The sequence below is a fragment of the Vibrio sp. Vb1554 genome (assembly GCF_033344235.1).
The window spans coordinates 1-13794 of the sequence record NZ_JAWPOJ010000037.1; the positions used below are offsets into that span (position 1 = coordinate 1).

Genomic DNA, 13794 nt, shown 5'->3' on the forward strand with positions numbered 1-13794 from the left:
GGTCTAACTCCCAATGAATCAGAACGATTATATTGGGAAAACTCTAAAACCGTGGCCAATTTTAGTTGACCACTACATTTAGAGTTATTGACAGAACCATTCGACTTGTAAGTCGTTTGCACCTTTCAGGCTACGTTCTGGAAAAACAAGATTTCGAACTATTTAGAGTTATTCTCTGTTTGGCTTGTTTCGTTCGATGACGCTAATCGCAATGGCTAAAAATAGAATATCTTTTACTAAAAAGAAGTTTGTCACCAAAACCCCATCAGACACTTTCCATGTATTCGGTGTCGTAATTAGAAAGCTGAGTGTCGCAAGAAAAATAATTGCGGCGGCTATGCCAGAAAAATAAGCGACTCGTGTGTTTTTAAGGCCAACGATTAATCCAATAGCGACAATGATTTCTGTTGCGCCAATGATGTTTGATACGGCTTGAACTGACATCACATCATACAACCAACTCATCAGAAAATGATTTTCAACGAGCGGTTGTATAAGCTTGGCCTCTGTAGGTGTGAATTTATAAATACCAATCCATATTAGAACTAAAGAAACGCCGAAAACTCCGATAAGATATCCAATTGAGTCACATTGATGATGGCTTTTTACGTTTTGCATAATTAACTACATTCTCCTGTTTGTTAGCGCTTCCAACAAGACCTATAAGGTTGGTAGAAAATTTCATAGGTTTTTTTCGCTCAAACAACAGATATTAAAAATCACGTGATACAGAATTACGTGTTTGATAGAACTTAAGGATATTTCGTGGAAGTTAAAATTTTTCAGGTTGACTCGTTTACATCAGAGGTTTTCAAAGGTAATCCCGCGGGTGTTTGTATCACAGAGTCAAGCCTTGATGAGGAAACGATGTTGGCCATCGCGGCCGAGATGTCGTTATCTGAAACGGCATTTCTGTCACTCAATACAATGCAACTTCGTTGGTTTACACCGAGGACGGAAGTTGCTTTGTGTGGACACGGCACACTTGCAACGGCGCACGTTCTGAAAGAGCAGGGGTTATATAATACTGGAGATACGATTGAGTTCGTTACGCTATCTGGGGTTTTAACTGCACAACTCGATCATGAAGAAATTCATTTGGTGTTTCCTGCGCCAACTTTAGATATGAGAGCGAGTATTAACAAAGACTTACTTCATGGCTTGGGGCTAGATGCCGCCAATGTAGTCGCCTACGGTCAGTTTGATAATAAGCAGTTGATCGTCATTAATGATGAATTTGTGCTTGAACAGCTCGACCCTGATTTTGGTGCGCTGCTTAAACAAAAGGGCCGTGGCGTCGTCATCACTGCTCAATCAAGTACTGACGCCGATTTTGTCTCTCGATACTTCGCGCCTTGGGTAGGTGTTAATGAGGACCCAGTTACAGGCTCTGCACATTGCGCTTTATGTGTTTACTGGGCTAAAGAGCTCAACAAAAAGCAACTGAAAGGCTTCCAAGCCTCCGAGAGAAGTGGGGTCGTCCATACAGAGTTGTTAAGCACTGAGCACGTTAAGCTTTCTGGAAATGCAGTAACGATATTGCGAGGATATATGAGAATCGCGTAGCGGTCCTTGTGGGAATGATTTTATTTTCGTGTTACCCAATGCTCAATAGTGAGGACGCTTGAATGCTACTTATTTAAGTGGCTGATTTTTTTCGTAAAAATACCCCTGGCACGGTGGTGTATAACGATTGGAGAGTTATATGAAAACTATCGGTCTTCTAGGTGGTATGAGCTGGGAGTCGACGCTTAGTTATTACAAATTGATCAACGAAGGAGTCAAAGAGACGTTAGGCGGCTTAAATTCCGCAAAAATTTGTATGTATAGCGTGAATTTTTCGGAGATAGAGAAACTTCAACATCAAGGTAAATGGGAAGAAACGGCAAGCATTCTATCTGATGCTGCATCTTCAATAGAAAAAGGGGGCGCTGACTTCATTCTTATTTGTACTAACACAATGCACAAAGTTGCGCCTCAAATTGAAGCCAGTATTAATATCCCCATACTACATATCGCAGACGCGACTGCTGAGTTACTTCGTGAGAAAGGGGTTCAAAAGGTCGGACTCCTTGGTACTCAATTCACAATGGAGCAAGACTTTTATAAAGGAAGGCTTTCCGACCGTTATGGGCTTGATGTCGTCATTCCCGATCAAGACGACCGCTCTAAAGTACATAACATTATTTATAAAGAGTTATGCCAAGGTGAAATCAAAGAGGAGTCAAGGACGATATACTTGCAAATTATTGAAAAACTAAAAGAGCACGGAGCTGAAGCTGTGATTCTCGGGTGCACTGAAATTGCCTTACTTGTAAACCAAAGTCACACCGAGGTTACACTACTTGATACCACTTCTATCCATGCTCAAGCAGCAGTCCGTTTGGCAATTGAAGGTGAATGATCTACGCTTTCTTTCCTGCAAAAAAAGAGAAAACCAAGCACGTGGTTTTCTCTTTTTTATTATCAAGTTATAAGCGAGCAAATTTGAGAGTTCTGTATCCACCAATCAAGTTGCGGGCTTTGTAACCATTGTTGACCAGCTGACGGTATGCTACGTTACCGCGTAACCCAACTTGACAGTAAATCACGATCTCTTTGTCTTTAGGAAGTTCGTGCATGCGACGACGTAGTTGATCGACAGGAATATTAATTGCACCTTCAAGATAACCAACGGACTCCAATTCACCAGGATTACGAACATCAAGTAACAGTTGGTCTTCTGTCAGTGAATCCATTTCATCATAATGAATCGCGGTCGCATCGCCTTTGATGATGTTATTTGCCACAAACGCCGCTTGGTTAATTACATCTTTAGCAGAGCCATAAGGTGGCGCGTAAGTTAGCTCGAGGTGTTGCAGTTGCTCTACCGTCATACCAGCACGCTGAGCAACTGCCATTACGTCGATACGTTTATCAACACCGTCTTTACCTACTGCTTGCGCACCTAATATTTTACCTGTTACTGGATCAAACAACATTTTGAACGACACAGTTTCTGCACCTGGGTAGTAACTCGCGTGACTTGCTGTATGCACATACACTTTTTCATAAGCGATGTTTTCACGTTTCAGCTGTTTCTCGTTTTTACCAGTAGAAGCGACGGCTAAATCAAAGATCTTACAGATCGCCGTGCCTTGCGTACCTTGGTAAGTTTCTTGGCGGCCAAGCATGTTGTCTGCTGCCATTCGGCCTTGACGGTTTGCCGGGCCCGCAAGTGGCACTAGAGTTTGCTCGCCAGTCACGAAGTCTTTCTCTTCTACCGCGTCGCCGACAGCGTAGATCGAAGGATCGCTGGTTTGCATGTATTCATTGGTATAAATACCACCAAGAGCGCCGATTTCTAAGCCAGCTTCTTTTGCTAATTTGGTCTCGGGGCGAACACCAATTGCCATAATCAGAATATCGGTGGTGAGTCTTTCACCATTGTTTAGTGTTAATTCCAATTCACCTTCTAGATGTTGGTGTTTTTCGCTTTCACCAGAGTCGAAACTTGCCACGTGCTCGTTAGGTACGAATTTCACCGACTCAAGTGCGACGCCAAGTTTAAGGTCGATGCCTTTCTCACGAATTTCAGCATGTGCGAAGCCAGCCATTTCACGGTCAACGGGCGTCATCACTTGATCCGCCATTTCAACTAATGTGGTTTTTATGCCTAGCTGGTGGAAGGCTTCCATCATTTCCAAACCGATAAAACCACCACCAACGACCGTAGCGTGTTCAACTTTGTTGGTTTCGATCGTTTTAATGATGCGATCCATATCTGGAATATTGCGCAGCGAGTGCGTTAACGGGTTATCAATACCCGGAATAGGCGGCACAACTGGACCTGCGCCAGGGCTGAGTAGAAGAAAGTCGTAGCTCTCTTGGTATTCAGAGCCATCAAGCAAATTGTTAACCGTAACCGTTTTGTCTTGACGGTTAATAGAAACCACTTCGTTCATCACACGGACATCAATATTGAAACGCGCTAGAAAGCTCTCAGGCGTTTGAAGAAGCAGTTTGCTGCGCTCTTGGATATCGCCACCAATGTGATAGGGTAAGCCACAGTTTGCAAATGACAAGTGTATAATAAACAACTCAAGTGTTATCATTTGGACGAGAAACATATGGAGGTAATGTGGGACGCTATTTTTTGTATCACCGTGTATCTAAAAAGATTCAATCAATTGAAGGGCAGGGAGTTGAGCGCCAAGTAGAAGCAACGCAACAGTGGATTGATATCCATAATGAACTGAGAGTTAAAAAGGGTAAAGAACCTTACACTTTTGGTCGTCGATATGAAGATAAAGGTAGGTCGGGATACACGCAAGAAAACATACGAAAGGGTCAACTAGGGAAGCTATTCGCTGATATAGAAAAAGGGATAATTGTACCTGGTGACATAATTGTCTTTGAACTGATAGATCGTTTCAGTCGCGCTGAACCAAATGTGGTACGTGGTCATTTCGAAAACATAATGAAAGCGGGAGTCAAGGTTGCAGTCACCAAATGGAACACCGTCTTTGAAACAAACATGAGTGGCCCAAGTGGCCTAAGCGCAAGAATTATGCTCGAAGTGGGTTTGCACTTGGCAAATGAAGAGAGCCGAGTCAAAAGTGAGCGTATTCTTGCAACAAATAAAATCTTAGCTGACCAAGGTATAAAAACAACAGCCAAGACCCCGATATGGCTGCATAGAACAAAAGATCGTAAAGATTTAAAAGTTGTACGGAAAAATGCAGATGTAATCAGGAGAATCTTTGAGTTAAGAAAACAAGGCTTTGGAGCCAAAAGAATAATTAATGAGTTAGGCCCCATCAAATTAGCAAGATACACATACAATGAAGAAGGTGTACTTATACCTTCAAGCTATAACAGGCCTTTGTCAGAATCTTCGGTTAACCGTTATCTTCGTGATCAAACGGTAACTGGATATAGAGATGGTGTTTATTACTGTGAGCCCATAGTTGAAGAAAAACTCTTTCATGCTTGCCAGCAAAAAATACGCAAATCAAAAGGAGGTAAGGTTACTAAAATTAAGAACGTCTTGAGTGGATTGGCATATTGTGAGAAATGTGGCAAGAAGATGGCATTTGGAGGGGAGAGCATATCACCAAAAGGTAAGATCCGCTCATATATTAAGTGCAACAACAAAGCCAAAACAGGTGGGTGTGATGCGAAAAGTATAAGGTATGAACCACTAGAACAGTGTGTTTACAACCTTCTGCATACATTGAATGATAGAGAAGAAATAACAGTAGACATAGGCCAGCTTGAAATGGAGCTTGCTTCAGCTCAGGAGCAAGCAGCAAATGCTCAAAGTTATATGATACGTTACCCAAACGACAACAGTTGGGTTGGTATTTATGAGGAACAGAAGGCAAAAGTCTACGAACTGAATAATTTGATAGCAGATGCAAAAGCAGAACGTTCGGGAAGGCTTACTGAAATGAATTTGGATTTAACCAAACATGAAAACAAGGCCTTATTCAATCAGATCTTAAAGGACTATGATGTTAAAGCTGTACTTGGACATGAATCGACAAGCGATAAGCCTAGAGTGAAGTTGGTCATTGGGGCTTGGGGAGATTTTGTAGTATCTGCTACCGTTGATAAGAGTGTAAGTTCTCGAAGAGTCAGAGCCGCTATGAAGTTAGGTGCAGAGGGGATAGATTTTGACCAACGAGACAGAGGTCACATCCAATTTAAAGAACCAGAAAAATTTGCAAGTGATGATGCTAAACGAATGGCCTTTATCGATAGCCTCGCTAAAACCTTTTCTCAAACAATGAGTGACGAAGAGAAGCAGTTAATCTTAGACAAGGTTCAACAGCAAAACACGCACCAAGGCAGTGAAGATTAGGTTGAGTCGCTTTGGTCTATCTTCTAAAGAATAAGTTGATAGACCTTACCTACTTAAAGTTGAACTAGTCATCTTCATCTATTAAAAGCATGAAAAACAGACAGTTAGATGATTAACTGGGAAGACTCTAGGGCACTATGTGTGATGGGAAACCCATAGGGGTAAGCTTTGAAGAGCGTGTATATTATCCATCGACAAAATATAGAATAGAGTTAGTTATTAACTCTATGAGATTGATACTAAAGGATAAACCGCATCACCCCACAGCTCATTAGCCCCATCCATCATAATCTCAATAATTGTTGGAACAACACTTTCAAGTAACGCAGTGCAGTCGCGAATTTGGTCACGATTAGCAGAGCTGTTGTACGTGGCCCCACCGTGTATCAACTGGTTGCGTAATGTGTAAAGCCTTGAGAAAACGACACTCAATACAGTGGCGGTGTCACCCCCTGACAAAGCTTTGTTTGCGATAGATTTAGCCTGAGACCGTTCTTTTTTCCATTGCTCCTCAATGATAAGACCAGAGTGAAACTTCCAGAAGGACTGGAGGATATATTCATTATCTAGAATCAATCTAATGGAAGATGAATATTGAGACCAAACTAGTTCTGACAGCTTATTTCTGTCATCTAAAGATACGATCTTGGCAAGAAACTCTTGATATAGGCCACGTTCACCGAAATCAGCCTTGTACTCGAAATCCTGAGCATATGCGGCGTTAAACGCAATCCAAAGAAAGATGTATTTCGAGTCGTGGTCATCATCACACATCTCAGCCTTTTTCAGCCAACTAAGAGCGCGGTGGACTCGCAGAGACAGCGCTTGTGGGTAAGAGTCTCTCTCTTGACGGTGGCGCTCTTTAAGTACCTGATACATATGCTTTCCCAGAAGTTGTTTGACTGTCTTTATGTTACCCTTGTTGGCATGTTATGCAAGTTGGTTATTATTGTGTTATGACTTAGAGTACACTTTGAATTGATTCATATTTTTAGCCTAAATTTTCAACAGGTAAAGATTTCAGAGGTGTACAAGAAAGGGTTACCTGAAAATGGAAAGAATATTTATAAGGATAGCGAATGGGTTCTTTCTCAATACAAAGTGAGCAAGCTATAGAGTACAGTGCTTTGCAAGACTTGCTGCTTCGAAGTCGTGTCAAAAGAAAATGGTTCGAACTGACTGAATCTGCTAAGTCTCTTTTAGAGACAAAAGATGCAAAATCTATCGTTAAAGCAGAAAAAATACTCTCTAAAGCCCTGAAAATAGTTCACAAGGAGCCATTGGCGAGAGCTTCAACGTGTCATGACTTAGGAGTTTTATACTTTTCATATCACACTGAATTGCCTGGTGGGACTTACCATAACTTAAAAAGGGCTATTCAATATTTTAACCGTGCGTTAGATACTCCTGAAAGGCAACGTATCCCTGAGAAGTACGCTTCTAGCCTCTCGCAATTAGCAGTAGCTTATCGTAGGGCTGCACATGAATATCTTTGGCCTGATAAAGATATTAATTGCTTAGAAAAAGCCAAACTGCTCCACGGTCAAGCAATTGATACATTGCAGAATAGCGAAGTTCCTCAGGCGATTAAGGATGGCCAACTTTCAATTATCTACTTCAATCTGGCGAGTGTACTTTTTGATCAGGGACTTAATCAAAATGCCTGCGAACTACAAGCGCTTTCTGTGGCACTGTATTTGGACTATCAAAGTTACAATTTACCAACATTTATGAATATCATGGCTCCAGAGCAAGCTCTAGGACTGAGTTACGCAAGATTGATGCATTTCTCCGATTCTCAACAACACAAAGATTTATGCAAAACCATTTTAGATATTGCACCGCAGTTTGGAATTGATCCTCTAAAGATTATGTCAATTAATCCAACAGGTGATCTTTCCGATCCCGAATTACAAGTTACATATCTTGTTGAGAAGGCAAGCGATAATCCAAGTGAAGAAAATGTATTGGCATTAAAGAGAAAGCAAGCTGAACTAATGAACAATCGTCGCTCCTGTCAAAGCGATCCCGAAGCTGACTACTTGGCATCTTTGGTACAAAGGATTTGCTCAGGCCTAGCGCGTATTCAAGTTTTACAGAACGATACTAAAGATGCATTAACATTTCTTGAGAATTGTAGTGCATTACGCTTCTGTGAAAGTGCCAATAAGCATTGGCAACTACCATCAACAGAACTTGCTGGTACTTTATGGAATGATTTTCTTCAGTTAGGTGCTTCTTATTACAATTTAAACGAACTAGCACTTATGCTAGAACATATAAAAGAAGAAGAACTACGTCCCATAATTCAAGAGTGTTATGAAAGCTTGAAGCGACCGTCAGTGTTAGAAGAACTCAATCAAAATACAGTCTTTTATAATGCGAGTAAGTTTGCTGAAGTTGTTTCTGGTGCTTTAGATGATAAAGAACCAATCGAGTATATACGAAAGCAAGCGAGATATTGTTTTGAGGACTTCCAGAAAATAGAAAACCTTATTTATCGATTAGAGCCTAGCTTCTTAGAGTATCGAGGTAGTGATTTTGTCATAGATTTATCTCATTTTGAGAAGGCGTTGCGAGCGAATGATGACCTGACTATTGTGCGGATAGATATAGAGTCAGGGTTTAGTGACGCGCTTATTTTAGTTGTAGAGCTGATTAACGGTGAACTTATCGTTAAGGGACATACAGTTGAAATGCCTGATGGGTTAGTCAATCATCTCGCTGAGTTCATACGAGGGGAGTCAGGCATAGATGAACATTGGCCTCTAGATTTCGTTGATTGGAGCCAGATCTTACCTGAAGGATGTAAACGTATTGGTTTGCTGTCGTCGTTTTTTGCCTCTCAGATACCGTGGGCTGCTACTGGAATTGAGGGTGAAGAACTTTATACATTGGTTGATGAGATTAACTGGCTTCCAACAGTTCTATACCTTTGTAACCATGTAACACATTTTAATCAGCGTAGTGGTTCTAAATGTATCAATGGTGGTGAGACACGTTTTCACAATGTAGCGAACAAACACGCTTCTGGTCTTATGACTGATGTTCAAAAAGATGATTTTGTTGAAGTGGTTCGTACCAGTGAAGTCATATCTTACTATGGCCATTGTGCACATGAACTTCCTAACAGGCCTTATCTGAAAACGAAACACTTCGACATGAATGACTTAGAACTGGTTAATCAGGTTGCAGGTATGGAGCGTGTTGAATTCTGGGCTTGCCAAAGCGGTAGCAATATTCCCCTGAATGTCTTCTCTATTCCTGTTAACGAAGCATTTGGTTTTGATATGCGGATGATAGAGTGGGGGGCAGTGAGTTCAATAGGGTCATTGTGGGCATTGCCAGATATTGTTACAGCACATATCAAATCTTACTATGACCAACTTGTGAATATTGGTACTTCACCATCAAAAGCTCTACTTGCAGCTCAACGCTGGTGGGTTTCACAAGGAGCAAAAGCCGAACTTAACAAAATGAGAGAGCTAGGGTTGTCGCCATACCTTAATACCCTGGGATGTAATGAATCTCTTGATGGTTTATTGGGGCCAATGAAGACAAAAGAGTCGCGGAATGAGGATGAGTTTAAACGAGCCGAGAGGTTATTCCTTCACCCTTCTTCTTGGGCTGGTTTAAGGTTTTGTGGAGTTGAAGATCAAATTAACAGAGCTGTTTGTAAAGAACAAGTAGAGCTGAAAGCTGATGAAATGAATTCCCTAAAAAATCACATAGCACAACAACAACTAAAGTCTGGATTTATTAAGTATGCGTGATGCAGATTTATCGCAAATTAACGATTGGAGCGTAGAAGGTCGAAAACAGTATCTTGAGGAGCACAGAATAACGATTGAGGTGATTTTATCTAATGCTCTAGAAGAGTTTAATGGGCCAAAGCTATCAAGTGTTTTTGGTTGTCAGGATAAAGCGAAAGATAAAATTCTAGATATGTTTGTTTCTGAGAGGCTTGATCAGATAGAGCTGCGTAAAAGAAATATTCCTTGTGATTTGGGGCTTTTTGACCAAATCGATTTCTGGTGTAAATTCAAAACAGGTATCAGTGTTAAAGGTATTAAACAGATATCTTTAGATTCTAGTCTTTTAGATCATGATGTTTTGACTGGCAATGATATTGAGTACGATATTGAAAAGCTCTCGAACTGCTTACCTTTGTACAGTCATTCTGTCGCGCCAGACATGGTTGGTTACTGGTTGCTAGCGAATAAAAAATTATTAGATGAGCTGAGCGGCTTTATCAATGTTGACGTAAATGTTGCTAAAGAGCTAAAGGGGTCACCCGCCAAATTGTCCAAGTACAAAGCTGATGCATCTTTCAGGTATCTTTGCCTTTACCTTAATGTTGAATCAAAAGTGTCTGATTTTCATAAGTACCAGAAGAAGTACTTAACTAGAGGGAAAAATAAGCCTCAGTATGTAGCGGATGGAAATGAATCACACATAGAAAAACATGAAGTTCGAAAATCAGTTGCTCAACTTATAGATCACTTTCACCGTGTTAATAACGATGGCACCACGGTTTTATGCCATAAATTACTCAAATCTGCTGGCAGAAAAAGTTTATTAGACCAATATGAGATTGGCCGTGACTTTGCTCAGTATGAAAAACTAAAAAATCAGCTCTCAGAATTGAAGTCCCCACGAAAGGAGGAGGCTTGATATGGCGTTAGATAAACTTTCATTGGATGAGATGGTTCAAGGTCGAAACAGCAATACCGATGACTGGAAAGAACTGGTTAGAGATCCAGAGCGTGAACGAATCTGGAGCGATGCGGTTAAGCGTAGAGATAACTTAGATCGGTTTTGTTATTTTGCCGCAAAGTGGCCACAGTATGTTTGCTATTACCAGCAAGCAAAGCGCTTTGTTAAACAGACTATCAATTCTCCAATAGTATCTCTGATGAGTGAAGAGGATCTATTAGGTGATTTAGCTTTATCATTAAATGATAAGGACGAGGTAAAGGAACCACTTTTGATCACCGTCGAGTGGGGAAATCAGCAGTTAATTGAGATTCAAGGTGAGCAAACAGTGTCGTTCAACACTGAATCACAGGTTCAAATACACTATAGATACGAGGACTTAGAAGGCTGGATAACTTCTGATGATAAGTGGGAGTTTTCACCTGATGAAGGAGCTGTAATGCTCACATTTATAGATGGTGATGTGATAAATGACGATCTAATTGCAAGTTTAAATGACGCAAAATCAGTGGGTTACATTGTTTTGTTGCCTTTATTGAAATAAAAAGCGAAAAAAATCACGTTTCTACGCGTATAGACGTACCAACACAAAAAAGGTACGTCTCAATGCAAAATATTGTATTCAAATACCAACCACGCAGTCCTGAGCTGACCAGTTCAAACTCTGACTGTATCTGTCTTGTCGACAAAAAAATCTGGCGCGATCTGCCAAACTCCACTCGTCAAAAAACATTAGGAGTAGTGAGTGCAATTGCCAATGGTACTCCATGTACTTCGCTTGGTGGAAAAATCATTAAGTCAAATCCATCCCTGATTCGATTTAGGATCGGACGAAGCTTGCGCCTGATTTTATCGCAAGGGAAACACTGCCTCATTTTCAAACTTTGCCGACGGCAAGGATATGAAAAGCACTTCAAGCGCCTTTGATTAACCAAGTTATTTACTCGTTATAGGTTGCGAAGTGCGTACTAGAGAACGTCGTTAGCCTTTGTGGCCGCTTTACAGAATCGGAATATGGATCTTGCTATGAACAACAATAAGAAATGCCTATTAGTTACTTTTGACTTCACTCAAAAAGGAAAAAGCGCGACCAGCTTTGCGGCAGGAGTGCTGCTGTCGGCGTGTAAGCAACACCAACACTATGGTGACAAGTTTACAGCTAATCATTTGTCTATCGTAATGAAAAAAAATAAAGCAGATAACCCCTCAGTAGAAGAGATAGCTGATGAAATCAACAACCAATACAACTTGGAAGAGTTACATGGATTGGCGATTGGTTGCTATGTTTGGAACACTGATTTGATTGAGCCCCTAATTGCACAATGCAGAAAGAAAGGCTTTAAGGGCAATATCATTCTTGGTGGGTACCAAATTCACAAGGAAACATGTGAAACACTTTACCCTAGTGGTGACATTTATCTACCGAGCTATGGGGAGGTATCGCTACCAGAAGCTTTTATGCAGAATAAACTACTTCATAAGCTGACCCTTACAAATAAGGTGGATTTTGCTTCGCTTCATTCACCTTACTTGAATGGTTCCATTAAGATTGCTGAAAACCAACCAATGATACATTGGGAGACACAACGTGGCTGTTACTACGCATGCTCATTTTGCGCCCACCGTGATGTAGCAAACGACAAGGTTTATGATTTTAAAGAAGAAACCATCCAACAAGAACTGCGCCTGTTTAAAGAAAAGAAAGTTCAGCGAATAAACGTGCTTGATCCGATATTTCGCAAAGGACGCAGATCCTATGAAATCCTAGAGTACGCAATAGAGATTGGATTGGAGGCTGAGCTAGTCTTTCAAGTTCGCTTTGAGGACATTAATGAACGCCTGTTAGATCTGTTTTCTAAACTTAACACTCATCTTGAGTTTGGATTACAGACTGCAATCAAGGCCGAATCTGTCGTGATTAACCGTCGTAACAGCATTGAGAAAGTATCTTCAGCCATCGCAATGCTTCAGAAGAAAAAAATGTCTTTTGAAGTCAGCCTAATCTATGGGTTACCAACGCAAACATTAGATAGTTTTACTCAAAGTCTTCGATTCCTTCAGGATCGAAATGTATCGAACATCAAGGCATTTCCTCTAATGCTACTGGAAGGGACGCAACTATCAGACGACAGAGAGTCATACGGCATTAAAGAAGGCCATATCGATGATTCAGGGATCCCGCATGTTGTCGAAAGTGACAGCTTCACAAATGAAGAATGGAAAGCAATGAGAGAGCTAGCAAAGAAACTAACAGTTGAGGAGGTGTCAGAATGTTTATCGTAATCGAAGGTCTAGATGGTAGCGGGAAGTCTACAGTATCAAAGTGCTTGGCCAAGAAACTCAACGCAAAGTGGTTGACTACACCAGGAACTGACTTCAAAACCACACGCAAACATCTCGATGCTGTGTTTAAGAATAATCCCAAGGCAAGGCAGTTGTTCTACATGGCTACCGTGCTCAACGTGGCTGATGAAGCTCAACGTTTGATAGATTCTGGCCAACACGTCGTGGTAGACCGTTATTGGTTGTCAACTCAGGTCTATCATTGCTGGATGACCAAGGGACAACACTGCAAGCTTCATGAAATAGAAAGTGAACTTTTGAAACCAGATCTTACGATTTACCTTGATTTACCGATGCATGAGAGAAAAATGAGAATTAACGATAGAAACAATTGCACGGCAGAGGATAGTCAGACATTAACTCAGGAGGCTGATGATGAGTTGCGTAATCTGTATGAACAGATGAGTGACTCAAATCCTGTGGGGCGCTGGCTTCGCGTTGATGCGTCAGTGAGTATCAATGCTATTGTTGAAACTATATTGGGCAACGTTCGGAAGTAGGGGAATCATACCAACATGATAGCTGGGAGTTAGACTGTAGCTCCCAGTATGTTGATTGACTGGTTCATATAGATCATACCGTCGCAATGCGACGAAAAGGTCGAGTTTTCCTGAGATGAGTTAATTAAGCGGTGCTCAAAAAATGACCGCAACTACTCACATGCTCTTTTTATATATAAAATGGCGATGGTGAGTAGAATTGTGGTTACTCATAGCACTGGTATTTTAAATGCGACACGTCACTCGATCAGGCACATCTTCGTTAATTTCCTGCGTAGCAGGGCATGTCAGTCTATTTCTTAGACAAATTAATTATTGACAGCGCCATTTTGGCGCGATACTGTATGAATGAACAGTATATGAATCATTATAATAATTACAGAGATTCGA

Annotated in this window: 10 protein-coding genes and 1 pseudogene; 8 read left to right on the forward strand and 3 right to left on the reverse strand. The window is 41.0% G+C overall.

The window, feature by feature from the left end; all coding sequences use genetic code 11:
- Positions 1-168: 168 nt before the first annotated feature.
- Complete coding sequence (locus R8N28_RS21085; RefSeq protein WP_005376100.1) at positions 169-618, reverse strand: YkgB family protein; 450 nt, start codon at positions 616-618, stop codon at positions 169-171.
- A 147-nt stretch (positions 619-765) separates the two neighbouring features.
- Between R8N28_RS21085 and R8N28_RS21090 the strand changes: the two genes are divergently transcribed.
- Both R8N28_RS21090 and R8N28_RS21095 read left to right on the forward strand, forming a co-directional pair.
- Positions 766-1566 carry a PhzF family phenazine biosynthesis protein gene (locus tag R8N28_RS21090; protein WP_017634635.1) on the forward strand — a complete coding sequence of 267 codons (801 nt, stop codon included), beginning with the start codon at positions 766-768 and terminating at the stop codon, positions 1564-1566.
- A 139-nt stretch (positions 1567-1705) separates the two neighbouring features.
- The gene (locus R8N28_RS21095; protein ID WP_017634634.1) at positions 1706-2404 is read left to right on the forward strand and encodes an aspartate/glutamate racemase family protein; all 699 of its coding nucleotides are present in this window, start codon (positions 1706-1708) and stop codon (positions 2402-2404) included.
- Positions 2405-2471: 67 nt separating this feature from the next.
- Here R8N28_RS21095 and R8N28_RS21100 read toward each other — a convergent pair.
- A pseudogene (locus R8N28_RS21100) lies at positions 2472-4064 on the reverse strand (FAD-dependent oxidoreductase); the annotation flags it as partial.
- A gap of 56 nt (positions 4065-4120) precedes the next feature.
- On the opposite strand from R8N28_RS21100, the gene R8N28_RS21105 reads away from it, so the two are divergent.
- Positions 4121-5845, forward strand: a complete 1725-nt coding sequence (locus R8N28_RS21105; protein ID WP_318183407.1) for a recombinase family protein — start codon at positions 4121-4123, stop codon at positions 5843-5845.
- 225 nt (positions 5846-6070) lie between these two features.
- Here R8N28_RS21105 and R8N28_RS21110 read toward each other — a convergent pair whose 3' ends face one another.
- Positions 6071-6724 carry a HEPN domain-containing protein gene (locus R8N28_RS21110; RefSeq protein WP_318183408.1) on the reverse strand — a complete coding sequence of 218 codons (654 nt, stop codon included), beginning with the start codon at positions 6722-6724 and terminating at the stop codon, positions 6071-6073.
- 200 nt (positions 6725-6924) lie between these two features.
- Between R8N28_RS21110 and R8N28_RS21115 the strand changes: the two genes are divergently transcribed.
- The 5 genes from R8N28_RS21115 (at position 6925) to tmk (ending at position 13404) form a co-directional block, all read left to right on the forward strand.
- Positions 6925-9618 (forward strand): CHAT domain-containing protein, encoded by a 2694-nt coding sequence (locus R8N28_RS21115; RefSeq protein WP_318183409.1) that lies wholly within the window; start codon positions 6925-6927, stop codon positions 9616-9618.
- Positions 9611-10519 carry a hypothetical protein gene (locus R8N28_RS21120; protein ID WP_318183410.1) on the forward strand — a complete coding sequence of 303 codons (909 nt, stop codon included), beginning with the start codon at positions 9611-9613 and terminating at the stop codon, positions 10517-10519. Before R8N28_RS21115 ends, R8N28_RS21120 begins: the two co-directional genes overlap by 8 nt.
- Position 10520: 1 nt before the next feature.
- Positions 10521-11105 (forward strand): hypothetical protein, encoded by a 585-nt coding sequence (locus R8N28_RS21125; protein WP_318183411.1) that lies wholly within the window; start codon positions 10521-10523, stop codon positions 11103-11105.
- Between the two features lie 482 nt (positions 11106-11587).
- The gene (locus R8N28_RS21130; protein ID WP_318183412.1) at positions 11588-12844 is read left to right on the forward strand and encodes a radical SAM protein; all 1257 of its coding nucleotides are present in this window, start codon (positions 11588-11590) and stop codon (positions 12842-12844) included.
- Entirely contained in the window at positions 12832-13404 is a 573-nt protein-coding gene (gene tmk / locus R8N28_RS21135; RefSeq protein ID WP_318183413.1) for a dTMP kinase, read from the forward strand. Before R8N28_RS21130 ends, tmk begins: the two co-directional genes overlap by 13 nt.
- Positions 13405-13794: the final 390 nt, after the last annotated feature.

What these genes read in the sequence shown, in the direction of transcription:
- tmk (WP_318183413.1), top strand. Translation starts at nt 12,832, where the DNA reads ATGTTTATCGTAATCGAAGGTCTAGATGGTAGCGGGAAGTCTACAGTA.
- R8N28_RS21125 (WP_318183411.1), top strand. Translation starts at nt 10,521, where the DNA reads ATGGCGTTAGATAAACTTTCATTGGATGAGATGGTTCAAGGTCGAAAC.
- R8N28_RS21110 (WP_318183408.1), bottom strand. Translation starts at nt 6,724, where the DNA reads ATGTATCAGGTACTTAAAGAGCGCCACCGTCAAGAGAGAGACTCTTAC.
- R8N28_RS21115 (WP_318183409.1), top strand. Translation starts at nt 6,925, where the DNA reads ATGGGTTCTTTCTCAATACAAAGTGAGCAAGCTATAGAGTACAGTGCT.
- R8N28_RS21085 (WP_005376100.1), bottom strand. Translation starts at nt 618, where the DNA reads ATGCAAAACGTAAAAAGCCATCATCAATGTGACTCAATTGGATATCTT.
- R8N28_RS21120 (WP_318183410.1), top strand. Translation starts at nt 9,611, where the DNA reads ATGCGTGATGCAGATTTATCGCAAATTAACGATTGGAGCGTAGAAGGT.
- R8N28_RS21130 (WP_318183412.1), top strand. Translation starts at nt 11,588, where the DNA reads ATGAACAACAATAAGAAATGCCTATTAGTTACTTTTGACTTCACTCAA.
- R8N28_RS21095 (WP_017634634.1), top strand. Translation starts at nt 1,706, where the DNA reads ATGAAAACTATCGGTCTTCTAGGTGGTATGAGCTGGGAGTCGACGCTT.